At 70.4% G+C, this 18604-nt stretch carries 16 protein-coding genes; 6 read left to right on the top strand and 10 right to left on the bottom strand.

What is annotated here, in order from left to right; translation table 11 throughout:
- Nucleotides 1-171: 171 nt before the first annotated feature.
- From eno to RN607_RS02800, 6 genes are all read right to left on the bottom strand, one after another.
- The gene (eno, locus tag RN607_RS02825) at nt 172-1455 is read right to left on the bottom strand and encodes a phosphopyruvate hydratase (RefSeq protein WP_313499695.1); all 1284 of its coding nucleotides are present in this window, start codon (nt 1453-1455) and stop codon (nt 172-174) included.
- 128 nt (nt 1456-1583) lie between these two features.
- Complete coding sequence (locus tag RN607_RS02820) at nt 1584-2219, bottom strand: MazG family protein (protein WP_313499694.1); 636 nt, start codon at nt 2217-2219, stop codon at nt 1584-1586.
- Nucleotides 2220-2227: 8 nt separating this feature from the next.
- A complete protein-coding gene (locus RN607_RS02815) occupies nt 2228-2947 on the bottom strand; it encodes a hypothetical protein (protein WP_313499692.1) in 720 nt (239 codons plus the stop codon).
- Between the two features lie 10 nt (nt 2948-2957).
- The gene (gene mfd, locus RN607_RS02810; protein ID WP_313544187.1) at nt 2958-6470 is read right to left on the bottom strand and encodes a transcription-repair coupling factor; all 3513 of its coding nucleotides are present in this window, start codon (nt 6468-6470) and stop codon (nt 2958-2960) included.
- Between the two features lie 87 nt (nt 6471-6557).
- Nucleotides 6558-7271 carry a 5'-methylthioadenosine/S-adenosylhomocysteine nucleosidase gene (mtnN, locus tag RN607_RS02805; RefSeq protein WP_313544185.1) on the bottom strand — a complete coding sequence of 238 codons (714 nt, stop codon included), beginning with the start codon at nt 7269-7271 and terminating at the stop codon, nt 6558-6560.
- The gene (locus RN607_RS02800; protein WP_313544183.1) at nt 7268-7738 is read right to left on the bottom strand and encodes an S-ribosylhomocysteine lyase; all 471 of its coding nucleotides are present in this window, start codon (nt 7736-7738) and stop codon (nt 7268-7270) included. Before RN607_RS02800 ends, mtnN begins: the two co-directional genes overlap by 4 nt.
- Before the next feature lie 203 nt (nt 7739-7941).
- Between RN607_RS02800 and RN607_RS02795 the strand changes: the two genes are divergently transcribed.
- From RN607_RS02795 to RN607_RS02770, 6 genes are all read left to right on the top strand, one after another.
- Entirely contained in the window at nt 7942-9432 is a 1491-nt protein-coding gene (locus RN607_RS02795) for an adenosylhomocysteinase (RefSeq protein WP_313544180.1), read from the top strand.
- Complete coding sequence (locus RN607_RS02790; protein ID WP_313544178.1) at nt 9429-10748, top strand: amidohydrolase family protein; 1320 nt, start codon at nt 9429-9431, stop codon at nt 10746-10748. The genes RN607_RS02795 and RN607_RS02790 overlap by 4 nt, the downstream gene beginning before the upstream one ends.
- Nucleotides 10745-11188, top strand: a complete 444-nt coding sequence (locus tag RN607_RS02785; RefSeq protein ID WP_313544176.1) for a cupin domain-containing protein — start codon at nt 10745-10747, stop codon at nt 11186-11188. Before RN607_RS02790 ends, RN607_RS02785 begins: the two co-directional genes overlap by 4 nt.
- 66 nt (nt 11189-11254) lie before the next feature.
- The gene (locus tag RN607_RS02780; protein WP_313499679.1) at nt 11255-12130 is read left to right on the top strand and encodes an ABC transporter substrate-binding protein; all 876 of its coding nucleotides are present in this window, start codon (nt 11255-11257) and stop codon (nt 12128-12130) included.
- Between the two features lie 30 nt (nt 12131-12160).
- On the top strand, nt 12161-13030 hold the full coding sequence (locus RN607_RS02775) for an amino acid ABC transporter permease (protein WP_313499677.1): 870 nt from the start codon (nt 12161-12163) through the stop codon (nt 13028-13030).
- Complete coding sequence (locus RN607_RS02770) at nt 13027-13779, top strand: amino acid ABC transporter ATP-binding protein (protein WP_313499675.1); 753 nt, start codon at nt 13027-13029, stop codon at nt 13777-13779. Before RN607_RS02775 ends, RN607_RS02770 begins: the two co-directional genes overlap by 4 nt.
- A 3-nt stretch (nt 13780-13782) precedes the next feature.
- Here RN607_RS02770 and RN607_RS02765 read toward each other — a convergent pair whose 3' ends face one another.
- The 4 genes from RN607_RS02765 to RN607_RS02750 all read right to left on the bottom strand — a co-directional run bounded on the left by RN607_RS02765 (nt 13783) and on the right by RN607_RS02750 (nt 18438).
- Nucleotides 13783-16311 (bottom strand): glycoside hydrolase family 65 protein, encoded by a 2529-nt coding sequence (locus RN607_RS02765; protein WP_313499674.1) that lies wholly within the window; start codon nt 16309-16311, stop codon nt 13783-13785.
- Nucleotides 16308-17048 carry an HAD family hydrolase gene (locus RN607_RS02760; protein ID WP_313499672.1) on the bottom strand — a complete coding sequence of 247 codons (741 nt, stop codon included), beginning with the start codon at nt 17046-17048 and terminating at the stop codon, nt 16308-16310. Before RN607_RS02760 ends, RN607_RS02765 begins: the two co-directional genes overlap by 4 nt.
- Before the next feature lie 133 nt (nt 17049-17181).
- A complete protein-coding gene (gene pth / locus RN607_RS02755) occupies nt 17182-17754 on the bottom strand; it encodes an aminoacyl-tRNA hydrolase (protein ID WP_313499670.1) in 573 nt (190 codons plus the stop codon).
- An 87-nt stretch (nt 17755-17841) separates the two neighbouring features.
- Nucleotides 17842-18438, bottom strand: coding sequence for a 50S ribosomal protein L25/general stress protein Ctc (locus tag RN607_RS02750; protein WP_313499668.1), 597 nt, complete (start codon nt 18436-18438; stop codon nt 17842-17844).
- Between the last annotated feature and the right edge of the window lie 166 nt (nt 18439-18604).

Here is an 18604-nt window from a genome sequence, read left to right as displayed (position 1 = left end):
CACGCTCGGGAACCGAGTGTCGCCGGGGTGTCGGCGTCCAGATTGGTTCGCACTGTCAACGGCAGGGCGGGAAAGGGACGATGCAGCACGCTCGGCCCCGCATCGTCCCAGGAAAAGCGAACGGCGGGTGCGCCCCGAGGGGCACACCCGCCGTCCTGGAACAGCTGGCGCTTACGCGTTGTAGCGACGCGGGAACGCCGACTTGCCGGCGTAGACAGCGGCGTCGTCCAGCTCCTCCTCGATGCGGAGCAGCTGGTTGTACTTGTTGATGCGCTCGCCACGAGCGGGGGCACCGGTCTTGATCTGGCCCGCGTTGTAGGCGACGGACAGGTCGGCGATGGTGACGTCCTCGGTCTCACCGGAACGGTGCGACACCATGGCGGCGAAGCCCGCACGCTGGGCCATCTGCACGGCGTCCGAGGTCTCGGACAGGGTGCCGATCTGGTTGAGCTTGACGAGGAGGGCGTTGGCGGCCTTCTCCTCGATGCCCTTCTTCAGGCGGACCGGGTTGGTGACGAACAGGTCATCGCCGACGATCTGGGTCTTGGTGCCGACCAGCGAGACGAGGTCGGTCCAGGTGCTCCACTCGTCCTCGGACAGCGGGTCCTCGATGGAGACCAGCGGGTAGTCGTTGACGAGGCCCTCGTAGAAGGCGATCATCTCGGCGGGGGTCTTCTGACCGCCCTCCCACTGGTATGCGCCGTCCTTGAAGAACTCGGTGGCCGCAACGTCGAGCGCGAGAGCCACGTCGTCGCCGGGCACGTAACCGGCCTTCTCGATGGCGACCAGGATCAGGTCCAGGGCCTCACGGTTGGAGCCGAGGTTCGGCGCGAAGCCGCCCTCGTCGCCGAGGCCGGTGGCCAGGCCGCGCTCCTTGAGCACGGACTTGAGGGAGTGGTACACCTCGGCGCCCATGCGCAGCGCCTCACGGAACGTGGGGGCTCCGACGGGGGCGACCATGAACTCCTGGATGTCGACGTTGGAGTCGGCGTGCGACCCACCGTTGAGGATGTTCATCATCGGGACGGGCAGGACGTGGGCGTTCGGGCCGCCCACGTACTTGAACAGGGCCAGGTCGGCCGAGTCGGCCGCCGCCTTGGCCACGGCGAGCGAGACGCCGAGGATGGCGTTCGCGCCGAGCTTGCCCTTGTTGTCGGTGCCGTCCAGGTCGAGCATGGTCTGGTCGATCAGACGCTGGTCGGTGGCCTCGAGGCCGATGACCTCGGGGGCGATCACGTCGATGACCGCATCCACGGCCTGCTCGACGCCCTTGCCCAGGTAACGGCCCTTGTCGCCGTCACGGCGCTCGACAGCCTCGAACGCACCGGTCGACGCGCCCGACGGAACGGCGGCACGAGCGAACGTGCCGTCCTCGAGGGCGACCTCGACCTCGACGGTGGGGTTGCCGCGCGAGTCCAGGATCTCGCGGGCGCCTACGGCCTCAATGCTGGCCATGTTGCTCCTTCTCTCCGCCGCATCCGCGGCAATGGGTACTGTCCTCTTGGGAGTCTAGCGACGAGCCGCGCGCAGCACTCGCGGCCCTAGGTCCTACGGGATGAACGTCAGGTGACGGCTCACCCGCGTCATCCATCCATCCTGCGCGCACCAGCGCGTTCTGTCTCGCGCGCGTGCGACTCGAGGGCCCGCACCGCGTCCCGCAGCGCGGACTCCGCGTCGATGCCCTGCGCGCTCGCCTCCGCCGCGAGCGCGAGCAGCCGGGAGCCGATGTCGTCACCGGTCGGGACCGGCACGTCGAGACCCGCGCGGTCGGCCCGAGCGAGCACCTTCTGCGCCCGCTGGAGCGCCGGCAGGGCCACGGGCACCCCGTCCATCACGGACTCGCGGCCCATGGTGCGCGCCTTGATCGCATGCCAGTTGGCCGTCACCTGATCCGAGTCGGCCGCGATCACGTCGGCGAACACATGCGGGTGCCGCTCCACGAGCTTGTCCGAGCACGCCTTCGCGACGTCGTCGAGGTCGAACGGTCGGTCGGGGTGCTCCTGCGCGACCCGCGCGTGGAACACGACCTGCAGAAGCAGGTCTCCCAGCTCTGAGCGCAGCTCCTCGCGGTCGCCGTCCTCGATCGCCTCGACCAGCTCGTAGGCCTCCTCGATCGCATAGGGCGCGAGCGACTCGTGCGTCTGCTCGGCGTCCCAGGGGCAGCCGCCGTCGGAGCGAAGCGTGTCCATCACCTCGACGAGGCGGACCAGCTCCCTCACCGTGTCGCCTACTCGCCGGCGGTGGCCGACGGGGAGGCGGTGGCCGACGGCTCGGCGCTCGCAGAGGCGCTGGGCTCGGGGCTGGCGGTGGCCGCAGCGGCGTCGGACTCGCCGAACCATGAAGGCGTCGCGCCGGCGTCGGCGAATCCTGTGACCGCGACGAAGACGATGAAGACCGAGTCCCCGACGCTGCTCGCGTTGGAGCTGGCGGTGTTGGCCGCGTTGGTGAGCGAGGAGAAGAAAGTGGTGGCCGTGAAGTCGCCGAAGCGGGGCGACGAGATCGATTCGGTCTCGAGCCGGGTGGCCAGGTCGCTGAGGAAGGTCGCGCCCTCCTGGCTCGTCGCCAGCTGGTCGAGCGCCTTCGCCGTGCGCACGACGTCGATCGCCGCAGGCGATGCTGTGCCGTCCGCGTAGCCGATGGTGGTCAGCCAGGAGTCGATGTCGGTGCTGATCTGGTCGTCGCTCCATGCGTCGCCGAGGTCGGCAGCCTCCTTGATCACGGCGTCGTGCACGAGCGCGAGCGTGAGCGCCCAGTCGGACTGGTCGACGATGCCCAGGTCGGTGAGGCCGGAGCCGTACTCCTGGACCTGCGCGAGGGTCACGGTGACGCCCGCACCCTCGGCGGCGACACCAGGGTCGCCCTGGCCGGGAACGGCGCACCCTGCCAGCGTCGATGCGGCAAGGATGACGGAGGCAGCGGTGAGGACGCGTCGCTTGACCGAGAACATGAGGCTCATCCTAACCGCGCTCCACGGGCGCACCGACAGGCGCGATCACCTTCAGCAGATCCCGGACCCAGTCGAGCATCGCGAGGCCCTCGACAGGGCTCCCGCCCACGCGCGCCGTCATGGGTGCGAGCACGAGGATCTGGCGCACCGCGGGCTTGATCATCGTGCCGGGGTACAGGCGCGTGAGACGCATGGTCGCCGAGTCGGGAAGCTCCACCGGGGACAGCCGGATGTGCTTGCCCTGGTTCACGACGTCGGTGATGCCGTGCTCTCGCAGCACGAGTCGCAGCCTCGCGACGGCCATGAGGTTCGCGACCGGTTCGGGCACCGTGCCGTAACGGTCGTCGAGCTCCTCCTCTATCTCGGCGAGCGTCGCCTCGTCGGCGGCGTCCGCGATCTTGCGGTACGCCTCGAGGCGCAGCCGCTCGTGCTCGATGTATGCGGTCGGGATGTGCGCGTCGATGGGCAGCTCGATGGTGACGGGCGGCTTCTCCTCGGCCTCGCCGCGGAAGCCGGCGACGGCCTCGCCGACCATCCGGATGTAGAGGTCGAAGCCGACGCCCTCGATGTGACCGGACTGCTCGCCGCCGAGCAGGTTGCCCGCGCCGCGGATCTCGAGGTCCTTCAGGGCGACCGCCATGCCGGAGCCCAGGTCGGTGTTGGCGGCGATCGTCTGGAGCCGGTCGTGGGCGGTCTCGGTGAGCGCCTTGTCCGGCGGGTACAGGAAGTAGGCGTAGGCCCGCTCCCGCGCACGGCCCACGCGCCCGCGCAGCTGGTGCAGCTGGGACAGGCCGAAAGCGTCGGCGCGCTCGACGATGAGGGTGTTCGCGTTGGAGATGTCCAGGCCGGTCTCGACGATGGTGGTGCACACGAGCACGTCGTACTTCTTGTCGTAGTAGTCGACGATCACCTGCTCCAGCTGCTTCTCGCTCATCTGCCCATGCGCCACGGCGATGCGCGCCTCGGGCACCAGGTCGCCCAGGCGACGGGCCGCAGAGTTGATCGACTTCACAGCGTTGTGGATGTAGAACACCTGGCCGTCGCGCAGCAGCTCGCGGCGGATCGCGGCGGTCACCTGGGCGTCCTCGTGCGGCCCCACGTACGTGAGGATCGGGTGGCGCTCCTCGGGCGGCGTGGCGAGCGTCGACATCTCACGGATGCCGGTGACCGCCATCTCGAGCGTGCGCGGGATGGGGGTGGCGGACATGGCGAGCACGTCCACGTCGGTCCGCATGGCCTTGAGCGTCTCCTTGTGCTCGACGCCGAAGCGCTGCTCCTCGTCGATGATGAGCAGCCCCAGGTCCTTGAAGCGCACCCGGCCCGTGATGAGCCGGTGGGTGCCGATCACCATGTCGATGGTGCCGTCGGCGAGGCCGTCGAGGATCTCCTTGGCCTCCTTGTCCGTCTGGAAGCGAGACAGCGCCGCGACCTTGACAGGGAACTGCGCGAACCTCTCGGTGAAGGTGTCCAGGTGCTGCTTCACGAGCAGCGTCGTGGGGCACAGCAGCGCGACCTGGGCGCCGTCCTGGATGGACTTGAACGCGGCACGGACGGCCACCTCGGTCTTGCCGAAGCCGACGTCGCCGCACACGAGCCGATCCATGGGGACCGACCGCTCCATGTCGGCCTTGACCTCGTCGATGGTGGTGAGCTGGTCCGGCGTCTCGACATACGGGAACGACTCCTCCAGCTCGCGCTGCCACGGGGTGTCCTGACCGTACTCACGGCCGGTCGAGGCCATGCGCGCGCTGTACAGGCGGATGAGCTCGGCGGCGATCTCCTTGACCGCCTTGCGGGCGCGCCCCTTGGTCTTCTGCCAGTCCGCGCCGCCCATCTTGTTGACCGACGGGGTCTCGCCGCCGACGTACTTGGTGACCTGGTCGAGCTGGTCGGTAGGCACCGACAGCCTGTCCCCCGGACCGCCCTTCTTCGAGGGTGCGTACTCGATGACCAGGTACTCGCGCTCCACGCCGCGGACGGTGCGCTTGGCGAGCTCGACGAACCGCCCGACGCCGTGAGCCTCGTGGACGACGAAGTCGCCGGGTCGCAGCTGAAGCGGGTCCACCTGGGCGCGGCGCCGGCTCGGCACCTTCACCTTGGGTCCGGCGACGGCCGCGGCCCGGCCGGTGAGGTCGGACTCGTGCAGCAGCGCGAACCGTGCGCCGGCCACCTGATAGCCACGGCCGGTGATGCCAGGGACGATGACTACCACTCCGTCGGGCGCGTCGGCGAGGGAGGGGACGACGCGGGCGGGCACGTCGGCGTCGGCCAGCTGCTCGGCGATGCGGTGGGCGGATCCTGTGGACGCGGCGGCCAGGACGACCTTCCAGCCGTCGGCCACGCGGGTGCGCAGCCAGGCGAGACCTTCGGAGAGCCGGCCGCGGAACTCCTCGGCGGGGGCCAGCCCCGTGTCGACCGCGCCGTGGGAGCCGAACGGGCCCAGGGTGGTCCACGCCAGGCCGCGCGACTCGAGCCCCTCCTCGAGCTCGCCGAGCGAGAGGAACACGGCGTCGGCCTCGACGGGAGCGTCGGCGCCCGCGCTGGCCGACACCCATGCGGCGGCGAGGAACTCCTGGGCGGTCCGCTGGAGGTCCTCGGCGCGGCGCGCGAGCCGCTCGGGCTCCACCGCGAGCACGCGGGTGCCGCGTGGCAGGACGTCCGTCAGCGGCTCCAGGCGGTCGAGCAGCACGGGGATCAGCGACTCCATGCCCTCGACGGCGTGGCCGTCGGCAACGCGCGCGAGCATGTCCGACGCCGCCGGGTACTCGCCGATCAGCGAGGCCGCCCGGCGCCTCACGTCCTCGGTGAGCAGCAGCTCTCGGCACGGCGGCGCCCACAGGAGCGGCACGTCCGCCAGCGAGCGCTGGTCCGCGACGGAGAAGGACCGGAGCGAGTCGATCTCGTCGCCGAAGAACTCGATGCGGATCGGGTGCGGATCGGTCGGAGCGAACACGTCGACGATGCCGCCGCGCACCGCGAACTCGCCGCGCCGCTCGACCATGTCGACGCGCGAGTAGGCAGCGCCCGCGAGCGCCTCCACGAGGTCGGTGAGGTCCACCCGGTCCCCCACGTGCACGCGGACGGGCGTGAGATCCGCCAGGTGCGGCACCAGCGGCTGGAGCACGGCGCGCAGGGGCGCGACCACCACGGCGAGTCGCGGCAGGCCGGTCTCCGCCGCGACCTCCTCGGGGTGGACCAGCCTGCGCAGCGTCGACAGACGGCGGGCCACCGTGTCGGAGCGCGGGCTCAGGCGCTCGTGAGGGAGGGTCTCCCAGCTGGGAAGCAGGCCCACGGACTGCGGGTCGAGGTACGCCCCGAGGGCGGCCGCGAGCTGCTCCGCGTCGCCGCCAGTGGCGGTGACCACGAGGACCGGGCTCGCTGCGTCGTCCGCGACCGCCTTCGCGACGACGGCGGGGGCCGCCGCACCCGGACCGAGCAGATGGCCGCCCGACGACAGGTCGACGTCCGGCAGGGACGCCAGGGCGTCCGCGAGCGCAGGTGCGGTGGTCGGTGAGATCGACACAGGGGTCCTCCAGGGCACGACGAAGCGCCGGATTCAGATCCGGTGCATCCCCATGGTAGGCGCGGGCGCTGACACGCCCGTGCGGCGTCAGGCCGAGGCGCGCGCGCGTGCCGCCTCGTGCGCGAGCAGGTCCAGCGTCGCGCGAGCGGAGCGCTCCGCCGCGTCGTCCAGGTGCTCGTCGAACTCGACGCCGCCGTCGCCCTGGCACATGTCGGACACGCACCGCAGCAAGAGGAACGGGATCCCTGCGGTGGCAGCGACCTGGCTGACCGCTGCCGACTCCATGTCGGTGGCGATCACCTTGGGGAACCGCTCCCTGATCAGGTCGACGGTCTCCGCGACGGCGAACGCGTTGGCGGACGCGAGATAGCCCTTCTTGGCTCCGAGCTCGACCGCGAGGTCCACCAGCCGCTCGTCCGACTCATGGAACTCGGCATGCCCCGGCACCTGGCCGTACGCGTAGCCGATCGACGTCGAGTCGGCGGACCAGTCGAGCGAGCAGCAGGGCGCCACCAGGTCTCCCACGGACACCTGGCCGGGGATGCCACCGCAGCTTCCTGCGGAGACGATCACGGACGGCGCCACGCCTGCGAGGACCCCTGCCGAGACGAGGGTCGCCGCCCGGGCTGCCGACACCATGCCGATGCCGGTGACGACGAGCAGGTACTCGACGCCGTCGGCATGGGCGAGGTACGCCTCGTCGGGTCCGGCGAGGCGCTCGGCGCCGGTCGACAGCGTGAGGAAGCCCTGCGCCTCCTCCGGCATCGCGACGAGGACCGCCGGGAGCGTGCGCGCCGTCACCGCATCACGTCCAGCAGCACGTCGGAGTTCTCGAGGAACGCGTGGACCTCGTCCTTCATGTCGTCGAGCGAGTGGTGGGCGCCCCAGCCGCACTGCACCTCGTTGGCAGCGGGCACCGCGTCCAAGGTCAGCATGCGCGCCATCGTGGCGAGCACCAGCTCCTTGGCCTGCTGAGGCGTGTGCTCGCCGCTCATGATCAGGTAGAAGCCGGTCTGGCAGCCCATGGGGCTGAAGTCGATCACGTCGTCGCTGATCTCCCGGACGCACTCGGCGAAGGAGTGCTCGATCGAGTGCACCGCGGGCATCTCGAGGTGCTCCACGTTCGGCTGGCAGAAGCGCACGTCGAACTTGGTGAGCACGTCACCGTGCGGCAGCACCTTGCGGTCCGCCACCCGGATGTACGGCGCGACCACCTTCGTGTGGTCCAGGTTGAACGACTCGACGTTCATCTTGGGCAGGTCAGTCATGGGCGGCGCTCCTTGCGCATCGTGCGGGGCGGCGATCGTGCCGACGCGTTCACCACGCCCATCGGCCACCAGTGCGACCGGTCAAGACTAGTGGCTGTGCCGCTTCGCGCGCCAATCTTCACGCACGCCGCGAGCGCACGGCAACCCTGCGCAGCGCAGGCGCCGACCGATCGGGTGCGCGGCGCGCTTCTACACTTCAAGACATGACCGACCCGATCATGACGGCCGAGCGCCTGCTGCGCCGCTTCGCCCGGGACACGAACCTCCTCATCGCGGGACGACCCATGCGCGTGCTCGGTGAGGGCCCGACACCTCGGGTCCTCACCGCCATGCTGCGCGGGATGGGCGCACGGATCCTGCCGGGGTCCGACGGCGCGCCGACGGACGCAGGGTGGGACGTGTCCGACGACACCGTCACGTTCGACGTGGCCGCTGACGAGATCCTGCTGGGCGCAGAGCCCGTGCCGGACCGGGGCGACGCGTCGGGTCGCCTGGAGTTCGCCGGTGCGCACATGCGCGTCACCGCGGCGCTGGCCCGGGAGCTCAAGGATCGAGGCACGGTGGCCGGGCTGCGCGTCGGCATCGCGATGACCCTGGAGCCCAAGACCGCGAACCTCGCACTGTTGCTCGCCGAGGCCGGCGCGCAGGTCGCGGTCTACGCCCATCCCGACGAGACCGATCCGGACGTCGCGAGCGCGCTGCGCGCCCGCTGGATCCCCTGCGACGCCGACGCGACGCTCGCCGCCGAGCACGAGCGGGACGTGGCTCTGGGCTTCCTTCGCCGAGGCTTCGACGTGCTCGTGGACGACGGCAGCCATCTGACGCGGCTCGCGCACGAGGAGGGCCTCACCGGCGGATGGATCGGGGCGACGGAGGAGACCACGTCGGGCCTGGCCCCGCTGCGGGCCATGGCCGCGGAGGGAGCGCTGCGCACCCCCGTGATCGCGGTCAACGATGCGGTGACGAAGACCGGCTTCGACAACCGGTACGGCACGGGCCAGTCCTGCGTGCTCGCCATCGCGGACCTGCTGGACGACGCGGGCCTCACCGTGCGCTCGCAGCCCGCGCTGGTGATCGGCTACGGCCCCGTGGGGATCGGTGTCGCGGCACACCTGCGCGCGCTCGGAGCCGCGGTGAGCGTCGCCGAGGTCGATCCGGTGCGCGCCATGCTCGCCGAGCACGACGGCTTCGAGGTGGGCGACGCGCTGACGCTGGCGGCGGGAGCGCTCGTCGTCTCCTGCACCGGTGTCCCGCGGACGGTGACGCAGGAGATGCTGGAGGTCGCAGCGATCGTCGCCGTCGCGGGCGGCGTGCCAGGAGAGGTGGATCTCAGCGCGATGACGCTCGAGCCTCTGGTCGTCGAGGGCAGGCCCGTCCCCGCGCTCGACGTGGCTCGACCGACGACCGCCACGATCCTCGACCGTGGCGGCTGCATCAACGTCACCGCAGCGGAGGGCAACCCGATCGAGATCATGGACCTCTCGTTCGCCACGCAGCTCGCCGCCATCGCGGAGCTGGTGCTCACCCGTCCCGGCATCGGGGTCCACGCCGTGTCCGATGCGGCGGTGGCGCATGTGGGCGCCGTCGCAGCGCAGGCGCGCGGGATCGTGCTCAGCACGCCTGCGACCGCCGACGCCGACGACGCCGCCGACTGGCGTTCGCCTCGTTACCGGCGGCACGAGGCCGGCTCATGACCGCCTTCCCCGTCACGCTGTACTCGGCGGCGCTCGTGCTCCCGATCACCGCGCCGCCCATCCTGGACGGCGCGATCGCCGTGCGCGGCGAGCGGATCCTGCATGTCGGCTCGCGGGCGTGGGTGGAGCAGTCGCTCGCCGAGCGCGGGATGCCGGTAGAGCACGTCCGGTGGCCCGGGGTGCTGATGCCCGGGCTCGTCAACGCGCACACCCACCTGCAGTACACGGGCATGGCGAAGGTGGGCCGCGGCCGCTACCGCGGCTTCGACGACTGGGCCACAGCGTTCAACCCCGAGTACGCGCTCGCCCACGACTGGGCGGCCGACGCCGCGCTCGGCGCGCAGCAGATGATCGGGGCTGGCGTCACCGCCGCCGCCGACGTGGTGACCGACCCCGAGGCGGCGCGGGCCCTGCATGATGCAGGCCTGGCAGGCATCGCCTACTGGGAGGTCATCGACTGGACCAACGACGACTGGCGTGCGCACGGCCGTACCGAGGTGGAGGCGGCGCTCGACTCGCTGCCCACCCGCCCCGGCACGGGGCTGTCCCCCCACGCGCCGTACTCGCTGGAGATCATGCCGCTGCTGGAGATCCCTGACATCGTCCGGGAGCGCGGCAGCCGCATCCACATCCACCTGGGCGAGTCGGGGATCGAGCGGGAGTTCGATCACGATCGCGTGGAGCCCTGGCAATCGCAGGGGCTGGGAAGCCTCATCGAGCTGAGGCAGGCGGGCTTCGGCACGTCGGCCACCGAGTACGTCGACCATCTGGGCGTGCTGGGACCCGACTGCCACATCGCGCACGGCGTCTACATGACGGAGAGCGACAGGGCGATCCTGCGCGCTCGCGGCACGACGGTCGCGCTGTGCCCGCGATCGAACGAGGTCATCGGCCTCGACGCGCCCCCGGTGGCCGCCTACCTGCGCGAGGGCAGCCCGATCGCGATCGGCACGGACTCCCTGTCGTCCTCGCCGTCGCTGGACCCCATGGCGGACGTCGCCGCGCTGATGCGCATCGCCCGCAACCAGGGGTACTCGGACGTCGACCTCGCGGAACGGCTGCTGCGCGCCGCCACGCTCGGTGGAGCGCACGCGATGGGGATCGACGAGGGTCCTGGCAGGACCGGATACCTGGCGGTCGGCACGAACGCCGACCTCGCCTTCTTCGACGTCCCCGTCACCGATGTGACCGGCACGCTCACCACGCTCGCCGAGTCAGGTGAGGGGCGTGCTGCCGCGACCGTGAGCGCGGGCCGCGTCAGGCATGCCACCGCCGGCTTCACCCGGGCCACAGGAGTCGCAGAGGAGCGCGCATGACCGTCCCCGCCACCGCATCGGCCCTGGGCCTCGAGCCGCACCCCGAGGGCGGCTGGTTCCGCCGTCACTACACGTCGCCGATCGCGGTGCGGACGGAGGGCGGCGACCGCCCGGCCGTGACGATGATCCACTACCTGCTCGCGCCCGGCGAGAGCAGCGCCTGGCATGTGGTCAGCTCCGACGAGGTGTGGCTGTGGCACGGCCCCGGCGCTCTCGAGCTGAACCTGGGAGGCTCGGGCGACCTGCCCGCGGCCGGCGAGGAGGTCACGACCGTGCGGCTGGGCCCGAGCGCCGTGGGCGGCGACCAGCAGCAGTGCCTGGTACCTGCCGGCACGTGGCAGTCCGCTCAGCTGGCCGGACCGGACGAGTGCCTGGTGACCTGCGTCGTCTCCCCCGGTTTCGACTTCGCGGATTGGAGGCTCGCGGAGGGGTCCCGATAGTATTCCCACACCCGCGAGCGACCGACGACGATCTCGCTCCACCTCCCCCTCTTCTCAGGAGAAACGATGTCCTTCTCGACGACCCTGCGCCGCGCGTCCGTCGTGGCGCTCGCCGCCTCGACGCTCGCGCTCGCCGGCTGCTCCACCTCCACCGACGCGGACTCGTCCGCCTCCGCCTCACCGTCCGGTGACGCGACCGCCACCTCCACCGCGCTGCAGACGTACACCGAGGGCAAGCTCACCATCGCCACCGGCGAGCCCGCCTACGAGCCGTGGGTGCTGAACGACGACCCGGCGTCGGGTGAGGGCTTCGAGGCGGCCGTCGCCTACGCCGTCGCCGACCAGCTCGGATTCGCCCCCGAGGACGTCGTGTGGGTCCGCACCACCTTCGACTCCGCCATCGCGCCGGGCGCCAAGGACTGGGACCTCAACATCCAGCAGTTCTCCATCACCGACGAGCGCAAGCAGGCCGTCGACTTCTCGTCGCCGTACTACACCGCCACCCAGGCCGTCGTGTCCGTCGAGGGCAACAAGTACGCCGACGCCACCACCGTCGCCGACCTGGACGGCGCCGTGGTGGGAGTCGCCGTCGGCACCACGTCCTACGACGTCGCGGTCGCCGCCCTCGGCGAGGGCAACGTCTCCGTCTTCAACACGCAGGCCGACGTCACCGCCGCGCTCACGGCGGGCCAGATCGACGCCTACGTCACCGACCTGCCGTCGGCCCTCTACCAGGCGGCCGTGGAGCTCGACGGCGGCGTGGTCGTCGGTCAGTTCGCGGACGCGACCGGCGGCGACCAGTTCGGGTTCGTCCTGCCCAAGGACTCGGCGCTCACCGAGCCCGTGACGGCGGCCGTGGACGCGCTCACGGCCGACGGCACGCTCGCCTCGCTCGAGACCGAGTGGCTGTCCGACGCCATCGACGTCCCCGTCCTCAACTGACGCCCCTTCCGAGAGAGGGATCATCCTGAGATGACCACCGACGGAGCGGCCCTCGCCGCCTGGCAGCCCAGCGAGCTCGAGCTCGAGAGGCGCGAGTTCCGGCGCCGCGCCTCGGGCCGCTCCGTGGTGGTCGCGCTCGTGTCGACGGTGCTGTTCGCCGCCGTCGCGGGCACGCTCGTGCTGACGTCTCCCGGCTGGGACAGCGTCCAGCAGGCCTTCTTCAACCCGGACATCGCCTGGCGGAGCCTGCCGAAGGTGCTCAACGGGCTGTGGCTGAACATCCGCGTGCTGTTCTTCGCCTCGATCGCGGTCGCGATCGTCGGCACGCTGCTCGCGGTGATGCGCTCGCTGCGCGGCCCCGTCTTCTTCCCGCTGCGCGCCATCGCGACCGCGTACACCGACCTGTTCCGCGGCCTGCCGGTGCTGATCGTGCTGTACCTGGTGGGGTTCGGCGTGCCCGCCCTGAACCCTTCGCAGCGCTACCCCGTCGCGCTGCTCGGCACCATCGGCATCGCGCTGTGCTACTCCGCCTACGTGGCGGAGGTGCTTCGCGCCGGCATGGAGGCCGTGCACCCGTCGCAGCGCGTGGCCGCCCGTTCGCTGGGTCTCTCCCACGCGCAGACGCTCCGGCTCGTCGTGATCCCGCAGGGCCTGCGCAAGGTCGTGCCTGCCCTCATGAACGACTTCGTGTCGATGCAGAAGGACGTCGGCCTGATCTCCGTGCTCGGCGCCGTCGACGCGATCCGCGCCGCCCAGATCGTGCAGGCGCAGACCTACAACTTCACGCCCTACGTCGTGGCCGGCCTGCTGTTCGTCGCGCTCAGCTTCCCGATGATCAGGCTCACCGATCACATCTCCGCGCGCATGGCCAGGCGCGAGCAGATCGGAGGCACCGTATGAGCGCCCTCGAGCATGCCGCCGTTCTTGAGCTGCGTGACGTCCACAAGCTGTTCGGCGAGAACCACGTCCTCACAGGCGTCGACCTCCTCATCGAGAAGCACGAGGTGGTGGTGCTCATCGGTGCCTCGGGATCCGGCAAGTCCACGCTCATGCGCACCGTCAACCTGATCGAGCGCGTGGACGACGGCCAGATCCTGCTGTCAGGAGACGACATCACCGACCCGCGGGCTGCCACCGACAAGGTCCGCGCCCGCATCGGCGTCGTCTTCCAGCACTTCAACCTGTTCCCCCACATGCGCGTGATCGACAACGTCACGCTCGCCGCCCGCAAGGTGCACCGGATGCCCGCCGACGAGGCCCGCACCAAGGGGGTCGACCTGCTCACGCGCTTCGGGCTGGGCGACAAGGTCGACGAGTACCCCGATCGCCTCTCCGGCGGTCAGCAGCAGCGCGTCGCGATCGTGCGGGCCATCCTCACCGATCCCGAGCTGCTGCTGCTCGACGAGATCACGTCGGCGCTGGACCCCATGCTCGTGGGCGAGGTGCTGGACCTGGTGCGATCCCTCAAGGACCAGGGGTCCACGATCCTCATGGCGACGCACGAGATGTCGTTCGCGCGCTCCGTCGCCGACCGGATCGTCTTCATGCACCAGGGCCGCATCCTGGAGCAGGGCACGCCGGAGCAGGTCTTCGACGCGCCCCGGGAGGCTGCGACCCAGGAGTTCCTGGCCCGCGTCACCCACCGCTGACGGTCAGTCCACCACCTGCTCGTCGACACCGTCGGTCACCATGGCGGGCAGCGACGCGGTGATCACCGAGCCGTCCTCGCGGAGGGTGCCGTGGAAGGCCGCAGGATCGGGGGCGCCTGCGATGCGGGGGCCCTGGTCCTTGAGGGGCACCACGACCTCGTTCTCCGGCGTCACGAGGTGGCGCTGACCGCGCACGTTGACCGACAGCGCACGACCCCGCTCGATCGCGAAGGCGATCGCGTGCTGCGTCACCGTGACCCTGAGCCGGTTCCCGTGGACCGTCACCCGGTACGTGAGCGACGGCCACGACTCCGGCAGGCGCGGATCGAAGTTGAGGCCCTCACCGTGATCCCGGAAACCGCCGAATCCGTGCACGAGCGCGGACCACACGCCGCCGGTCGACGCGACATGCACGCCGTCCGACGTGTTCGAGTGGAGATCGGCCAGATCCACGAACAGGCTGTCCCAGAAGTACCGCAACGCGAGCTCGTGATAGCCCACCTCGGCGGCGATGATCGACTGGACCACGCCGGACAGCGTCGAGTCGCCGGTCGTGATCGGGTCGTAGTACTCGAAGTCCGCCTTCTTCTCCTCCGCCGTGAAGTGCTCGCCCTGCAGGAACAGCGCCAGCACCACGTCGGCCTGCTTGAGCACCTGGAAGCGGTAGATCACCAGCGGATGGAAGTGCAGCAGCAGCGGCCGCTTCTCAGGCGGCGTGTTCTCCAGGTCCCACACCTCGCGCTCATGGAACAGCGCGTCCTGCGGATGGATGCCCAGCTGCTCGTTGTACAGGATCGCCATGCCCTCGGCGGCGCGCTCCCATTCCTCGATCTCCTCGTCGTCCAGATCGAGGCGGGCGACCATCTTCGCGTACTGGTCGGGCCATTGGCCGCGCAGCTTGCGCACGGACTCGGCCGCGCAGCGCAGGTTGAACCGCGCCATGACGTTCGTGTACAGGTTGTCGTTCACGACGGTCGTGTACTCGTCGGGTCCCGTCACGCCGTGGATGCGGAACGACTCGCCCTCGCCACGCTGGAAGCGCCAGAAGCCCAGGTCGGCCCACATGCGCGCCGTCTGCACCAGGATGTCGATGCCCTCCCGTGCCAGGAACTCGTCATCGCCCGTGGCCAGCACGTACTTGTTGATCGCATACGAGACGTCCGCGTCGATGTGGTATTGCGCCGTGCCCGCCGCGTAGTACGCCGACGCCTCCTCGCCGTTGATCGTGCGCCACGGGAACAGCGCGCCGTTCTGCGCCAGCTCGCCCGCACGACGCTCCGCCGCGGGCAGCAGCCGGTACCGGTACCTCAGCGCGTTGCGCGCGATCACGGGCGACGTGTAGATGAAGAACGGCACCGCGTAGATCTCGGTGTCCCAGAAGTAGTGGCCTCCGTACCCCGAGCCGGTGACGCCCTTGGCCGGCACGCCGTAGCCGTCGCCTCGCGCAGCCGCCTGGAGCAGCTGGAACAGGTTCCAGCGGATGGCCTGCTGCACGTCGTCGGCGCCCTCGACCTCCACGTCGGAACGCTCCCAGAAGTCCACCAGCCACTGCCGCTGGTCCTCGAACTGCTTCTCGACGCCCTCCTCCCGCACACGGTCGAGCGTGCGGTTGCAGCGGTCCGCCAGCTCGCGCGGCGGGACCATGCGGGACGTGTGATAGCTCACCACCTTGGTGAGCGCGAACGTCTCCCCCGGCTGCAGGCGTGCCCTGTAGAGCTGCTTCGCGTAGTCGGGCCCCACCTCCGTGGTGGTGGTGTAGTCCACGTCGGAGTGGATGTGGTGCTCCATCGCGCAGCCGAGCGTCATGCCGGAGTTCTGGGTGCGGTAGCCCAGGACGACGCGGTTGTCGTCGCCGTGATGGATCCGCGGCTCGAGGACCCTCTCGTCGAGCTTCTCCGCCTTGCGCGGGTCGAAGCCGGCGACAGGCTGCTTCGTGGCACGGTACTCGTCGAGCCCCGCGCCGCGGTTCAGCAGCTGCGAGGAGATCGCGATGGGCGCCTCCTTGTCCAGCAGGGTCACCTCGAACCGCATCACCGCCAGGTGGCGCTGGCTGAGGGACACCATGCGCGACGACCGCACCCGCACCCTGTTGCCCGCCGGCGTGCGCCACAGCAGGTCACGGGTGAGGATGCCCTCCTTCATGTCGAGAGTGCGCGAGTAGTCGATCAGGTCCGCCACCGACAGCAGCAGCGGCTCGTCGTCCACATAGAGCCTGATCACCTTCGGATCCGGCACGTTGACGATCGTCTGGCCGGTGCGCGCGAAGCCGTACGCCTCCTCCGCGTGCCGGATCGGCCACGTCTCATGGAAGCCGTTGATGAAGGTGCCGTGCTCGTGACCGTCGTGCCCCTCCTCGATGTTCCCGCGCAGACCCAGGTAGCCGTTGCCCACCGCGAACAGGGTCTCGGTGGTGCCCAGGTCGTCGGCATCGAACGAGGTCTCGATCAGCTTCCACGGATCGGCAGGGAACCTCAGGCGGTCCAGGTACTCGGGTGCGCTCGTGTCCCCCAGCGCCCTGCGGGCACCCTTCATCGCTGAACCGTCTCGCTCAGATCCTTGACCACCACGTCGGCGCCCGCGATCTCGAGCGCGTCGGCGCCCGCGCCGCGATCCACGCCCAGCACCAGGCCGAAGCCTCCCGCGTGACCCGCGGCGACGCCGGTGAGCGCGTCCTCGATGACCACGCATCCCGACGCGGGCACGCCCAGCAGCTCGGCGGCGTACAGGAAGGTGTCGGGCGCGGGCTTGCCGGGGAGCCCCTTGTCGGTGGCGGTGTCACCGTCGACGACCACGGAGAAGCGGTCCGCGATGCCCGCTGCGGCCAGCACCGCATCGGTGTTGCGCGAGCTGCACACGACGGCCATGGCGACGTCGCCCAGCTCTGCGAGATGGTCCAGCAGCGCCACCGAGCCGGGGTACGGCGTGACCCCCTGCTCCTTCAGCACAGCCGTGTACGCCTCGTTCTTCGCGTTGCCGATGCCGCAGACCGTGTCCGTGCCAGGCGCGTCGGACGGGTCGCCCCACGCGACCTCGACGCCGCGCGATGCCAGGCAGCGGGCCACGCCGTCGTACCGGGGGACGCCGTCCACATGCGCGAAGTAGTCCGCGTCGGAGAACTCAGGGGCGATGCCGTGCCGGTCGAAGTACTCGTCGAACGTGCGCTTCCAGGCGGCCATGTGGACCTCGGCCGTCGGCGTCAGCACTCCGTCGAGGTCGAAGAGGGCGGCGGCGAAACCTTCGCCAGGAGCCTGGGGGATGTACCACGACATGATGCGCCTCCTGCGAGTGCTCGGTCGGTCATCCGGACCCGGGCGGGAGGGCCCGAGAACCGTCTGAAGGTCTCCCTTCGATAGTAGTCAGTGCGCCCCCGGGGGTGTCCACCCGAATGGGGTCACGGTCCTGCTACGACGGGCTGTGGAAGCGCTGCTGGGCCGCCTCGAGGCCGTCGGCCAGCACGGCCTCGACGGCGTCGGCGCCGTCCGAGATGAGGAACGGCAGCTCCTTGCGCTCGGCGGCGGAGAACGGCTTGAGCACGAAGGTGGCCGCGTCCATGCGACCCGGGGGGCGGCCGATGCCGATGCGCACGCGGATGTAGTCCGGGGTGCCGAGCGCCTTGGTGACGTCCTTGAGACCGTTGTGGCCGCCGGAGCCGCCACCTCTCTTGAGCCTGACGGTGCCGAACGGGATGTCCAGCTCGTCGTGCACCACGATCACCTCGGCAGGCGGCACCGACACGTACTTGGCGAGCGAGCTCACGGGACCGCCGGAGACGTTCATGTACGACATCGGCACGCCCAGCTGCACGGCCTGCCCGGCGAGCCTGGCGACGGTCGCGCGCGTATGCGTCCTCTTGTGCACCGACAGGCTCGCTCCCGCCCGCGCCGCGAGCTCCTCGAGCACCATCGTGCCGACGTTGTGGCGCGTCGCGGCGTACTCCTCGCCGGGGTTGCCCAGTCCGATGACGAGCGCGGTCATGGCTCTCCTTGCTCCTGCGCGCAGGTGGATGCGGAAAGCGCCCGGCCCGCGCAGGTGCGGACCGGGCGCTCTCACGCGCTTCGAAGACTACTCGGCAGCTGCTTCGGCACCGGCCTCGCCGGCCTCGTCCTCGGCGGCCACGGCGGAGCGCGGCTGCGTGACGTGGACCACGAGCGCGTCGGCGTCGGTCAGGAGCTCGACGCCCTTGGGCAGCTCGACCTCCGAGGCGACGATCTTGACGCCCTCGGGCAGGCCCTCGACGGAGACGACGATGGTCTCGGGCAGGTGGGTCGCCTCGGCCTGGATGTGCAGGGTGTTGAGCTCCTGGACGTGGATGGTCGAGCCGAACGTCTCGCCCTCGACGTGCACAGGGACCTCGACGGCGATCTTCTCGCCCTTCTTCACGAGCAGCAGGTCGACGTGGTCGATGCTGCGCTTCACGGCGTCACGCTGGATGTCCTTGACGATGACCATCTCGGACTTGCCTGCCACATCGATGGTCAGCAGCGCGTTGGCGTGCTTGAGCGCCATCATCGTGTCGTGGCCGGGAAGCAGGACGTGGACGGGGTCGGTGCCGTGACCGTAGATGACGGCGGGGATCTTGCCGGCGGCGCGGGCGCGGCGGGCGAAGCCCTTGCCGAACTCGGTGCGGGCCTCGGCGGCGAGCTTCAGCTCATCAGACATCGGGGTTCTCCTCGAGAGATTTGCGGACAGATAGCGGTTGCACGGCAAGGCAGAGCCGTTGCGCTTCTGCCGCGTCGATCACGCCGGGCCCTGCGCGGGCTCAGCCTCGCCGAGGAACTGGGACAGTCTACCTGCTCTTGCGGGATGCCTCCACCCAGTGCGGGAG

Origin of the sequence: Demequina capsici, assembly GCF_032102965.1 — a bacterium.
GTDB classification, from domain to species: domain Bacteria; phylum Actinomycetota; class Actinomycetes; order Actinomycetales; family Demequinaceae; genus Demequina; species Demequina capsici.
The sequence above is the reverse complement of the archived record's forward strand: the minus strand, read 5'-3'. Positions and strand labels throughout refer to the sequence as shown.

Bases quoted from the DNA above. Each gene is read 5' to 3' on its own strand.
- RN607_RS02760 (WP_313499672.1), bottom strand. From the start codon at position 17,048: ATGTCGTGGTACATCCCCCAGGCTCCTGGCGAAGGTTTCGCCGCCGCC.
- RN607_RS02785 (WP_313544176.1), top strand. From the start codon at position 10,745: ATGACCGTCCCCGCCACCGCATCGGCCCTGGGCCTCGAGCCGCACCCC.
- pth (WP_313499670.1), bottom strand. From the start codon at position 17,754: ATGACCGCGCTCGTCATCGGACTGGGCAACCCCGGCGAGGAGTACGCC.
- eno (WP_313499695.1), bottom strand. From the start codon at position 1,455: ATGGCCAGCATTGAGGCCGTAGGCGCCCGCGAGATCCTGGACTCGCGC.
- RN607_RS02795 (WP_313544180.1), top strand. From the start codon at position 7,942: ATGACCGACCCGATCATGACGGCCGAGCGCCTGCTGCGCCGCTTCGCC.
- RN607_RS02790 (WP_313544178.1), top strand. From the start codon at position 9,429: ATGACCGCCTTCCCCGTCACGCTGTACTCGGCGGCGCTCGTGCTCCCG.
- RN607_RS02815 (WP_313499692.1), bottom strand. From the start codon at position 2,947: ATGTTCTCGGTCAAGCGACGCGTCCTCACCGCTGCCTCCGTCATCCTT.
- RN607_RS02780 (WP_313499679.1), top strand. From the start codon at position 11,255: ATGTCCTTCTCGACGACCCTGCGCCGCGCGTCCGTCGTGGCGCTCGCC.
- RN607_RS02775 (WP_313499677.1), top strand. From the start codon at position 12,161: ATGACCACCGACGGAGCGGCCCTCGCCGCCTGGCAGCCCAGCGAGCTC.
- RN607_RS02800 (WP_313544183.1), bottom strand. From the start codon at position 7,738: ATGACTGACCTGCCCAAGATGAACGTCGAGTCGTTCAACCTGGACCAC.
- RN607_RS02770 (WP_313499675.1), top strand. From the start codon at position 13,027: ATGAGCGCCCTCGAGCATGCCGCCGTTCTTGAGCTGCGTGACGTCCAC.
- RN607_RS02750 (WP_313499668.1), bottom strand. From the start codon at position 18,438: ATGTCTGATGAGCTGAAGCTCGCCGCCGAGGCCCGCACCGAGTTCGGC.
- RN607_RS02765 (WP_313499674.1), bottom strand. From the start codon at position 16,311: ATGAAGGGTGCCCGCAGGGCGCTGGGGGACACGAGCGCACCCGAGTAC.